The organism is Pseudomonas sp. BBP2017 (genome assembly GCF_003024385.1).
Taxonomy (GTDB): domain Bacteria; phylum Pseudomonadota; class Gammaproteobacteria; order Pseudomonadales; family Pseudomonadaceae; genus Aquipseudomonas.
Genome location: NZ_PVZN01000014.1, coordinates 139,368 through 149,707 on the forward strand (window position 1 = coordinate 139,368; position 10,340 = coordinate 149,707).

9 protein-coding genes and 1 pseudogene are annotated in these 10,340 nt (G+C 61.0%); 4 read left to right on the plus strand and 6 right to left on the minus strand.

Going from position 1 to position 10,340, the window contains the following annotated elements; translation table 11 throughout:
• Positions 1-23 precede the first annotated feature (23 nt).
• The 3 genes from C6382_RS17540 to C6382_RS17550 form a co-directional block, all read right to left on the minus strand.
• On the minus strand, positions 24-581 hold the full coding sequence (locus tag C6382_RS17540; protein WP_107025631.1) for a helix-turn-helix domain-containing protein: 558 nt from the start codon (positions 579-581) through the stop codon (positions 24-26).
• A 12-nt stretch (positions 582-593) separates the two neighbouring features.
• Positions 594-1,883, minus strand: coding sequence for an FAD-binding oxidoreductase (locus tag C6382_RS17545; protein WP_107025632.1), 1,290 nt, complete (start codon positions 1,881-1,883; stop codon positions 594-596).
• Between the two features lie 79 nt (positions 1,884-1,962).
• Positions 1,963-2,412, minus strand: a complete 450-nt coding sequence (locus C6382_RS17550; RefSeq protein WP_107025633.1) for a multidrug/biocide efflux PACE transporter — start codon at positions 2,410-2,412, stop codon at positions 1,963-1,965.
• Positions 2,413-2,506: 94 nt separating this feature from the next.
• Between C6382_RS17550 and C6382_RS17555 the strand changes: the two genes are divergently transcribed.
• The gene (locus C6382_RS17555) at positions 2,507-3,367 is read left to right on the plus strand and encodes a LysR family transcriptional regulator (protein WP_107025634.1); all 861 of its coding nucleotides are present in this window, start codon (positions 2,507-2,509) and stop codon (positions 3,365-3,367) included.
• Here the strand turns inward: C6382_RS17555 and C6382_RS17560 are convergent.
• On the minus strand, positions 3,309-4,520 hold the full coding sequence (locus C6382_RS17560; RefSeq protein WP_107025635.1) for a diguanylate cyclase: 1,212 nt from the start codon (positions 4,518-4,520) through the stop codon (positions 3,309-3,311). The two genes, C6382_RS17555 and C6382_RS17560, sit on opposite strands and share 59 nt — an antisense overlap.
• Positions 4,521-4,657: 137 nt before the next feature.
• On the opposite strand from C6382_RS17560, the gene C6382_RS17565 reads away from it, so the two are divergent.
• Positions 4,658-5,440, plus strand: coding sequence for a 5'-nucleotidase, lipoprotein e(P4) family (locus C6382_RS17565; protein ID WP_107025636.1), 783 nt, complete (start codon positions 4,658-4,660; stop codon positions 5,438-5,440).
• 66 nt (positions 5,441-5,506) lie between these two features.
• On the opposite strand, the gene C6382_RS17570 is transcribed toward C6382_RS17565, so the two are convergent.
• A complete protein-coding gene (locus C6382_RS17570; RefSeq protein ID WP_107025637.1) occupies positions 5,507-6,706 on the minus strand; it encodes an amidohydrolase family protein in 1,200 nt (399 codons plus the stop codon).
• 102 nt (positions 6,707-6,808) lie between these two features.
• Positions 6,809-7,498 carry a GntR family transcriptional regulator gene (locus C6382_RS17575; RefSeq protein WP_107025638.1) on the minus strand — a complete coding sequence of 230 codons (690 nt, stop codon included), beginning with the start codon at positions 7,496-7,498 and terminating at the stop codon, positions 6,809-6,811.
• 588 nt (positions 7,499-8,086) lie between these two features.
• On the opposite strand from C6382_RS17575, the pseudogene C6382_RS17580 reads away from it, so the two are divergent.
• Together C6382_RS17580 and C6382_RS17585 are read left to right on the plus strand one after the other, a co-directional pair.
• A pseudogene (locus tag C6382_RS17580) lies at positions 8,087-9,532 on the plus strand (NCS1 family nucleobase:cation symporter-1); the annotation flags it as partial.
• A gap of 24 nt (positions 9,533-9,556) precedes the next feature.
• Positions 9,557-10,285, plus strand: a complete 729-nt coding sequence (locus C6382_RS17585) for an aspartate/glutamate racemase family protein (protein ID WP_107025640.1) — start codon at positions 9,557-9,559, stop codon at positions 10,283-10,285.
• Positions 10,286-10,340 lie beyond the last annotated feature (55 nt).

Consider the following 10,340-nt stretch of genomic DNA (forward strand, 5'->3'; position numbering starts at 1 on the left):
CGATTGCGATCCTGCAGCGTGGTTCAACGGAATACCCAGAGCACCCGTGTCGGTTGCTCGGTGAGGTTGGCGTAACGAAACTGACTGTGCGGCGGTAGCTGGAAGCTGTCGTTGGGGCCCAGGGTCACCGGTTCTTCACTGTCATCGAGCCACAGGCTCAATTGCCCTTCGAGGACGAAACCGCCTTGCTCGGAACTGTCGTTCAAGTGCCCCTCGCCGCTGGTGGCGCCGGGTGCCAGGTGACTTTCGAGCATGGAGAAACTGCCGGTGAGCTTGGGCGAGACCAGCACGTCGGTGATGCCACCGGCGTAGTAGAGCGTGCGCCGCTCCCCTGGGCGGGTGACCCAGTCCACTTGCCGTGGTTTGCTCAGGTTGTAGAAATAGGTGGTGGGTACATCCAGGGTTTCACTGATGGCGGTCAGATCGGCCACGGTGGGGCGCGACAGGCCGCGCTCGACCTGGGACAGAAAGCCTACTGATCGGTCGATGCGTTGGGCCAGTTCACCGAGCGTCAGGTTACGGTGTTTGCGCAGGTCACGGATCAGGATTGCCAGGCCTTCGATTTCATCCTGCATGTCCATGGTGTTGTCCTCTCAAAGGTTGTCGCGCAGTCGATACCAGGCCTTGGCCGCGGCTTCCAGCGGGGCGGCGAGCAAATCGCCGCCGGGGAAGCGGCCGTTGTCGATGGCCTGGTACAACGCCAGCAAATCGCAGTCGCCGAGAATGGCATCACTGACGGCGCGGGCGCCGGCCAGGGTCGGCAGTACGCCATGCCCGGAGAAGCCCTGCAACCAGTAGCGTTGGCCGCTGCGGCCAATGTCCGGGGTACGCCGCAGGCTGCAGTCCAGATGCCCGCCCCAGGCATGCTCGATGGCGACTCCACGCAACTGCGGGAAGGCGCGCTCCAGCACCGGGCGGGTGGCTGCGGCAACGTCTTGGGGAATGCCGCCCAGATAGGTGCAGCCACCGCCAAACAACAAGCGGTGATCAGGGGTCAGACGGAAATAGTCCGGTACGAACTGGTTGTCGATCACGCAGCTGTTGCGTGGCAGCAGCGAACGCGCAAAGACGGGGTCCAGGGGCACAGTCGCTACCTGGTAGGAGCCCACCGGCAGCAGGCGCCGCGACAGTTGCCGGTCAAGCTTGTCGATGTAGGCATTGCAGGCCAGGATCAAGACGTCGCTGCGCACTTCGCCGTGTTCGGTTCGGGCGATAAAGCCATTGGCGGTCTCACGGTAATCGAGTACGCGGGTCTGTTCGTACAGGCGTCCACCGGCCTCCTCAATCGCCGATGCCAGGCCTTGGGCCAGTTTCAACGGGTTGAGGTGGGCACCTTGCGGGTCGTACAGCGCGGCCTGGTAACGTGGGCTGTCGATCCACTCCGGCAAGGCTTCACGTTCGATCAGTTGCAGCTCGTCGTAACCCCATTTTTCGCAGGCTTCGCGTTGGGTTTCGCGCAGCATGCCGACGCGCCGGGGCAACACCGCGGTCCACAGGCTGCCGGGACGGTAGTCGATATCGAAACCATGGCGTTCAGGGAGTTCGCGCATCTCGTGGGCGGCCCAGCGTATGCTGTCCCACAAACGGCGCGCGCGTTCCATGCCGAGATTTTTTTCCAGCGGCTGCATGTCGCACGACCAGCCCAGCAGCGCTTGCCCGCCATTGCGCCCCGACGCAGCCCAGGCCACACGGCTGGCCTCCAGCAGCGTCACCCGCTTGCCCGCTAGGGCCAGGCGCAGGGCCGTGTGCAAACCGCTGAAACCGGCACCGATGATCAGCACTTCGGTGTCCAGACGCTCGTGCAGGGTAGGGCGCAGCGGGATGACACCTGGGTAGGTGCGGGCGTAATAGCTGGCGACATGCTGGGCGGATTGCTTGAACATGGCGAGTCTCGTGAATTTTTATTGGTATATTTTCATGAAAAACTACCAGATAAATTTCACGAGTCCAAGCCCTTTGGGTTTATTGCACCTGCAGCCTTGCGCTGCGGTCCTTGAGCAGACGCTGACGCAGCAGGTCATAGCCCCAGTTGTAGGCCATGGTGTAGGGCAGCATGAAGACGAAGAAACCGATCTCCAGCATGAACGCCTGCACCAGCGACAGGTCGAGCATCAGCGCAGCGATAGGTACACCGATCAGCACAAAACCGATCTCGAAACCGCTGGCATGCAGGGCCCGGACCTTGACGCTGCGCTTGACCCGCTCAGCCGGCCAGAGCCGGTCGAACACGCTGTTGTAGAGCATGTTCCAGAGCATCGCCACGGTCGACAGCACCACGGCCAGGGTACCGACTTCCAGCATCGAACGATTGAGCAACCAGGCGCCGAGCGGGGCACAGATCAGGACGGCAATGGCCTCGAAGCCTACGGCGTGGACGATACGCTCGACGAAGGATTTGTTGGAAACACGCATGACATCACCTAGAACGATTGGATTCGACGAGGTGATTGTTATCGCTTTTTTACTTATGTTAAAAATGGATTCCATCGATAAAAGCGATAGACCCATGCGCTATTCCCCCGAAGCTCTACACGCCTTTGTCGAAGCCGTCGCCCTTGGCTCCTTCTCGGCAGCGGCGCGCAAGTTGCGCAAAAGCCAGTCGACCATCAGTGCCGCGATTGCCAACCTTGAGGCCGACCTGGGCGTCAGCCTGTTCGACCGCCAGGCCCGTCACCCGCTGCTGACCGAAGCCGGGCGCAAGGTGCTCGGGCACGTCCAGGAGATTCTCGCCGCCAGCGAACGACTCGACGAGCTGAGCATCCGCTTGGCCGATAACGTCGAACCACGCCTGACCATCGTCCTCTCGGACATGTATCAGCTCACCCCGGACAATCAGGTGATGCACCAGTTCGAGCAGCGCTATCAGGACATCGAACTTGAATGCATGATCGCTGAAGCGGGGGATGTCTTGAGCCTGCTGCAGAGCGGCCGCGCGCACCTGGGGTTGCTGGCGGCGCAAGCGCATTATCCGCCGGACATCGGCGTGCGCAGATTGCCCGGGCAAGCGCAGATGGGCATTTTCGTCGCCTGCGGACACCCGCTGGCAGCACTGCAGCAACCGACCCAGGCGCACCTGGCCAGCCATCGACAGCTGTACCTCAATACCTATGCCGACAGCGAGAACAAGCCGCAGGGGCGGGTCTGGTCGGCGCCGGATTACCTGTTGCTGCTGGAAATGACCGAGCAAGGTTTCGGCTGGGCCGAGTTGCCGCACGGCCTGGTACGACAGTATGGCCATGGCCAGTTGGTAGAGCTGGTGCTGGGTGGATGGCCGCGTCCGATTGCCGTGGATGCTGCCTGGTCGCGACTCAGCCCACCTGGGCCGGCGGGGTTGTGGCTGCTGGACTGGTTGGCCCGGGAGCAATGAAAGCTCCCTGATACAGCTGCACGCGGTTACGGCCTTGGTCCTTGGCTGCATACAGCGCGCTGTCGGCCATCGACAGCAGGCGAGAAAGTTCATGCTCGCCGGCGTTGCTGGCGACGATGCCGATGCTGACGCTCAATAGCCCAGCGTCCAGCAGCGGCAAAGCGTGAAAGCTGCTGCAGATGCGCTGAGCGATGCGCAGTGCCTCGTGTTCATCAGCGTTGTTGAGCAGGCAGGCGAACTCTTCACCGCCGATGCGAGCGAACACATCTTCCTGGCGAATGCTCTGGTTGGCGACCTGACTGAAGGCGATCAGCGCCTGGTCGCCGGTCTGGTGACCGTAGGCATCGTTGAGCCGTTTGAAGTGATCCAGGTCACACAGCAACAGGGCCACCGGCTCGCCGCGGCGGGCACAGTCCGCCAGCAATTGCGCGCCACGCGACATGAATGCGCGACGATTGCCGATGCCGGTCAGCGGGTCGGTATAGGCGGCAGCCTTGAATTTCAGCTCGGTGCGCTCGCGCACCATGGCCAGGGTGACATAGGCGATGCCGATGGCGTAGAGCATCGATTCGAACAGCAGGAAAGCAAAAAAGATCGTGCCGTGGCCAGTACTGGCAAGCGCATGCTCTAGGGATACGCCTTGGTCGGCAAAGCTGCGCACGGCGTAAAAGCCAGTGTGCGCCAGGGTCAGTAGCAGCGCAGGCAGGTAAGCAACTTCCAGGTGCTTGCGGTTGCGCCACAACTCGAACACTGACAGGCCGCCATAAAGAGCAATGAGCAGCGAATACAGCGTCACGCGCAGGCCCAGGTCGCCGTAGAAGCCTGGTGTGAGCCCCCATAACGACCAGAACAGGGCACCGGCGAAAATGCCTGGCAGGTGCGCGGGACGACCACCGAACACGCGCATGGCGGTCCAGTTCAGTGCCGTCCCCAGCAACAGGACGATATTGCCCAGCACCAGCGAAATGAAGTCGGGGGCCTGGCCACGCAGGCTCACCAGGGTTGCGCCGAGGGCGGCAAGTATCAGCATGCTCCCCAGGTAGCCGAGGGTTTGCTCGCGTACGCCACGGCTCCAGGCGTGCAGGGTCAACAGGCCCATCAGGCCGAAAATGAACACGGCCACCATCAATAGGGTCGGGATGCTCAGCAGCACTCGTTTCGCTCTCCATGCGGCCTTGCGCCGGTTTTCAGCGGCATGCTAGCCGAGCAGATGGTACTTTGCCAGCAGGCTTCTGCCGTCATCGGGTCAGACAAAATGCGCGGGTGCGTCACATTGTTGTGCCTGCGCCCATGGTCAATGCCCAGCCTGCAAGTGCAGAGCCTAGCGCCGTACACTCCAACCTGTTGGTCGATGCAGTGGCCTGGCGCCAGACTGCCGCGGAGTTCCGCGCTCGGTACTATCAAGGTTTCAACCTCGCCAAGGCGCGCCTGGACCAGGCATTGGCCAATCAGAAACCGGGAGACAAGAAACCGGCGATCATCAGCGATATCGATGACACCATCTTCAGCAGCAATACCTATTGGGACTTTCTGATCGCTCAGGGCAAGGAGTTCTTTGATGATGCGGCCTGGGATCGCTGGGTGGCTGACAACGGCCCGACGCTCACCCCGGGCGCCCTTGAGTTTCTTGAGTATGCCAAGTCCCGTGGCGTGGAGATCTTCTACGTGTCCAGCCGTGAGCAGGGCGACAAGACCTATGAGTACGCCCTGAACAACCTGCGCAAATACAAGGTGCCCTATGCTGACGAGGCCCATGTGACCATTCTGCGCGAGAGCTCGAACAAGGAACCTGCGCAACAAAAAATCGCTGAGCAATACAACGTGTTGCTGAAGCTGGGCGACAACCTCAACGACTTCGAGCGCAGCTCCTATCTCGACAGTGTCGACAAGCGGGTGCAGCGGGTGGACGATAGTCGCGACAAGTTTGGCAGCCAGTACATCGTCTTCCCCAACCCCACCGACGGCCATTGGCTCAAAGCCATTTTTGGTGAGTCGGAGCCAGCTGACACGCCGGCCAACCGGGCCAAGTTTCGCAAGGCGGCGGAGCTGGGCGGTTGGAAGCCGGCCAGCTAATGAAAAAATACCATCCCGCCGGCGGCAAGCGCGGCGGGATGTCTGGCTCAGCCGAGCAGGTTTTCGCTAGGCCTGCTGGATGTCAAATTGCAGGCCGAGCGGTGCGGCCTGCAGCTCGCCACGGCGGACCATGCGCCGCTCGGCAGGTGCCGCAGCGACGGCGGCAGCGGCATTGGGTGCCTTGATCACAATGAAGGTCGCTTCATTGCCGACCTTCAGCCCATAGTCGATTTTCCCCATCACGGCGGCGCCTGCCGACGTGGCCATGGTCAGCGCCACATTCAGGTCTTCATCGCTGTAGAAACCCGAGCGGTAGCCGATCAGCATGGCCCGCTGGAGCATGTCGGCGTTGCCGTAAGGCCACCAGGCATCGCGAATATTGTCGTTACCGGCGAATACATTCACCCCGGCGGCGCGCAGGCGCAGGATCGGCGGGAAGGGGTGATCGCCCGGGGCGTTGGTGAGGATCGACACCCCGGCGTTAGCGAGGGTTGCGCCAATGCGCTCAAGCACATCCTCAGGCACCTGGCCCAAGGCATAGGCATGGCTGACACTCACGCGTCCCTGCAGACCCGCAGCGTAGGTGCGGGCCGCGATCCGCTGCAGTTGTTCGACGCCTTGCAGGCCCGGCTCGTGCAGGTGAATGTCGACCTTTACTCCATGCCGTTGAGCAATCCCGAAGACCACATCCAGCTGACCTTCGGCATCGCCATCGAGCGTCGTCGGGTCGATGCCGCCAATTACCTCGGCACCGTCACGGATTGCCGCTTCAAGTACATCGGCAGTGCCCGGACAGGACATCACCCCGGCTTGTGGGAAGGCCACCAGTTCAATATCGACGATGCCGCGCCACTTCTCTCGCGCTTGCATCACCGCGTGCAGGTTGCTCAAGCCGGTAGTGGCATCGACATCGACATGGCTGCGCATGGCCACCGTGCCGAATGACGCGGCCTGGCTGATCAGCGCATCGGCACGTTCGACCATTGACGGCGCCAGGGCCAGTTCACGTTTTTCCACGGCCAGGCGCTCACGCAGGCTGCCGACTGCCTGGTGCGGATGCCAGCGGTCGCCGACAAAACTCTTGTCCAGGTGGATATGGCCGTCGATGAAACCCGGTAGCAGCAGTTGCCCGCCCAGGTCGATGCATTGCACACCCTCTACAGCGCCAACATCAGTACCGAGGCGAACGATACGGCCATCGGCGACGGCCAGGGACAGCGGACGGCCGTCGGCAGCGACAGCATTGACGAATACACGATCAATCATTTCACGACCTCTTGGGGGAGGCCGCCTACCCTATAAAAGCGCCGGCTTACCGGCCAATTAAATATCGGGATCGATAGCAGTGGATTCGTGAATGCCCAGGGTTCAGCCGCCAATCAGGTGCTTGAGTGGATGATAGTTGGCCTTCAGATTGTGGGTGGCCTTGAGGATCGCCTCTTCAATGCCGCTCAGGTGAGTGCACACCAGCTCAATGGCGGCTGCCTGATCGCCGGCTTCAAGGAACTCGATCAGGCGCAGGTGTTCGTTGCCGCGGCAGGCTTCATGGCGTTCGTCATCGAGGGTTGAGGCGTACAGCGAGCCGCGCTCGATCAGTTTGCGGAACCAGTCGAGTAGCACCGGGTTGTCCAGCACTTCAGCGAGCCGCAGGTGAAACTCACCCAGCAAGTTGACGTAGCGGGCGTGGTCACCGGCATCGGCCGCCGCCTCCTCTTGCGCGACATGCAGGCGCAGGGGCTGCAGCAGACTCTTGTCGGCACGGCGGCAGAGCTCGGTGACAATGCCGATCTCGATCAGGCGCCGGGTTTCGAACACTGAACGGATGTCGTCATCGCTGGGCAGCGAGACCCAGGCGCCCTTGTTCAGCTCGGTGGACACCAGGCCATCGCCTTCCAGTTGCTTGAGCGCCGCGCGTACCGACGTGCGGCTGACCTTGAACAGCTCCGCAAGCGAGGACTCGCCCAGTTTCATGCCGGGGCGCAGGGTGCGTTTTCTGATTGCCTCATGGACCCCCAGGTAGACGCGCTCTACGGTCGATGCGGGGAGTTTTTCCGTCATTACCAGCTCCGTGATTCCTTGATTGCGTCAGCATGCCGGAAATGTGCGGTGACCAAAAGTTTCAGAGTGAAAATGGTGGGATGTGTCACGAGCCCGGTAGGAGCGGGCTTGCCCCGCGATGCATTCGGTATGTACACATATTTAAAGTGGTTGTGTGTACTAGAGTAGCGTCTCGATGGATACATGTCACCACTTTGCGTTACCGGATTTCTCATTTTTGTCACCCGCTTCGCTGACCATCTGGTCAGGTTAATCGGCTCTCCAGTGTGTCTGGCTAAAATTATAATTTAATAAAAATCAATTATTTATAGCGATTTCTCCGACGCGGCTGTTATCCACTTTCCCCCCATTTGGCACACATATTGTTGCTCGAAAAACGTAATACAAAAATTGCATACAATATTTGTATGCAGCGGCGTCCAGGCGCCGACAGCGGTCCCAACTCTCAAATCCAACAATAATTTGCTGTAGCACCACAGGCGCTGCAGCAGGAGCCCGGGGAACATGCAATTGGATACTTCCAAACCTCTGGATACCGCGTACCTTTCATCCGACCCTGCTATGTCTGCGCAGGTGTCCGGGCATGCCAGCCTGAGCCCCAGGCTGCACAATGCCGACCTTGCCCCGACCAAAGCCGCCGGCCGGCGCTGGGGCGGTTACAGCATCTTCGCCTTGTGGACCAACGATGTTCACAACATCGCCAACTACTCGTTTGCCATGGGCCTGTTCGCCCTAGGCCTGTCCGGTTGGCAGATGCTCGCGGCGCTGGCTGTCGGTGCGGCGCTGGTGTACTTCTTCATGAACCTGTCCGGCTACATGGGCCAGAAAACCGGGGTGCCGTTCCCGGTAATCAGCCGCATGAGTTTCGGCATCTACGGCGCGCAACTGCCGGCGATCATCCGGGCGGTGATCGCCATCGCCTGGTTCGGCATTCAGACCTACCTGGCCTCGGTGGTGTTGCGGGTGCTATTGGTGGCAATCTGGCCGCAGCTGGCAAGCTTCGACCACGATTCCATTCTCGGTCTTTCAAGCCTGGGTTGGGCCAGTTTCGTCGCCATCTGGTTCGTGCAGTTGGTGATCCTGACCTTCGGCATGGAGATGGTGCGCAAGTACGAATCCTTTGCCGGCCCGGTGATCCTTTCAACCGTGCTGGTGTTGGCGGTGTGGATGTATCTGCGGGTGGATGGCAACCTGGCCTGGTCGGTGGGGGAGCCGCTGACCGGGGTGAAAATGTGGACGCAGATCTTCGCCGGCGGCGCGCTGTGGCTGGCGATTTATGGCACGCTGATTCTAAATTTCTGCGACTTCGCGCGGTCTTCGCCGTGCCGCAAGACTATCCGCGTCGGTAACTTCTGGGGCTTGCCGGTGAACATCCTGGTGTTCGCGGTGATCAGCTTCGTGCTGTCCGGGGCACAGTTCAGCATCGATGGCACCATCATCGACAGTCCGACTCAGATCATTGCCGCGATTCCCGACAAAACCTTCCTGGTACTCGGTTGCCTGGCCTTTCTGATCGTTACCGTGGCGGTGAACATCATGGCCAACTTCGTCGCCCCGGCCTTTGTCCTCTCAAGCCTGGCCCCCAGCCGCCTGAACTTCCGCCGCGCCGGTCTGATCAGTGCCACTCTGGCGGTGCTGATCCTGCCCTGGAACCTCTACAACAGCCCGCTGGTGATCGTCTACTTCCTCTCCGGCCTGGGGGCGCTGCTGGGCCCGCTGTACGGAATCATCATGGTCGACTACTGGTTGATCCGCAAAGCCCAGGTGCATGTTCCGGACCTCTATAGCGAGGCGGTCACAGGCACCTATCACTACACCCGCGGGGTGAACTACAAGGCCATCGCTGCCTTGGTGCCCTCGGCCATCGCCGCAGTTCTGCTGGCACTGGTACCGGCGTTCAGCGAACTGACGCCGTTCTCCTGGCTGTTTGGCGCGGCCATTGCCGGTGGCGTGTATTACCTGATTTGCGATCGCAAAAAACATTACGTGGACTGTTCCGGTGAGCACTTTGCCGTCGACAGCGCCCAGCATTGAGCGTCACCCACAAGGACCTGAGTCATGAGAATACTGGTAGTCAACGTCAACACCACCGTATCGATCACCGAAGCCATCGCCCGTCAGGCGCGCAGTGTGGCGTCGCCGGGTACTGAAATCGTCGGCCTGACTCCGCGCTTTGGCGCCGAGTCGGTGGAGGGCAACTTCGAGAGTTACCTGGCGGCGGTTGCTGTCATGGAGCGGGTGCTTAGCTACGATCAGCCCTATGACGCGGTGATCCAGGCCGGTTACGGTGAACATGGCCGTGAAGGTTTGCAGGAGTTGCTCAATGTGCCGGTGGTGGACATCACCGAAGCAGCCGCCAGCGTGGCCATGCTGCTGGGGCATCGCTACTCGGTAGTGACCACTCTGGACCGCACTGTGCCGCTGATCGAAGATCGCCTCAAGCTGGCCGGGTTGGACAGTCGTTGTGCTTCGGTGCGTGCCAGTGGCTTGGCGGTGCTGGAGCTCGAAGAAGATCCCGATCGGGCAATCGAGGCGGTTGTGGCTCAGGCGGAGGAGGCGGTGCGTATCGACAAGGCCGAGGTCATCTGTCTCGGTTGTGGCGGCATGGTCGGGCTGGATGAGCGCATCCAGGCGCGGACCGGTGTGCCGGTGGTGGATGGTGTGACGGCGGCGGTGGCATTGGCCGAGTCGCTGGTGCGCTTGAAGTTGAGCACTTCCAAGGTGCGTACCTACGCGCCGCCGCGCCCTAAAGAGATTGTCGGCTGGCCGCGGGCTTTGCTGGGCTGAGCGTTTTTCATTATGCCAATACCCCTCAAAATAGGTTCTTCACGGAATCCTGGGG